Origin of the sequence: Alkalibacterium sp. 20, assembly GCF_001885615.1 — a bacterium.
In the GTDB taxonomy this organism is placed as follows: Bacteria; Bacillota; Bacilli; order Lactobacillales; family Carnobacteriaceae_A; genus Alkalibacterium.
In genome coordinates this window covers 1-337 of the sequence record NZ_LSRN01000009.1, presented here as the reverse complement: position 1 = coordinate 337, position 337 = coordinate 1, and the positions used below count along the sequence as shown (strand labels likewise).

The 337-nt window shown below is 45.4% G+C and carries 1 protein-coding gene; it reads right to left on the bottom strand.

What is annotated here, in order from left to right:
* A partial coding sequence (locus AX762_RS01785; protein ID WP_143139254.1) for a LysM peptidoglycan-binding domain-containing protein occupies positions 1-337 on the bottom strand: 337 nt, incomplete at both ends.

The window sequence follows — 337 nt, the reverse complement described above, 5'->3', positions numbered from 1 at the left end:
TGCCCTAACGTTTCTCCCGCTTTCACAGTATAGACAGAGGCAACCGTTTCTGCTGGTTTAGCAGGTTCTACCGGTTTTGCAGGTTCAGGTTTTGTTTCCACTACTTGGCTGCTTGATACCGTTAACTTCTGATTCACTCGGATCAAATCGGAAGTTAGGTTGTTCTGTTCTCTAAGTTGAGATACCGTCATACTGAATTGTCTAGCAATGTGCCCTAACGTTTCTCCCGCTTTCACAGTATAGACAGAGGCAACCGTTTCTGCTGGTTTAGCAGGTTCTACCGGTTTTGCAGGTTCAGGTTTTGTTTCCACTACTTGGCTGCTTGATACCGTTAACT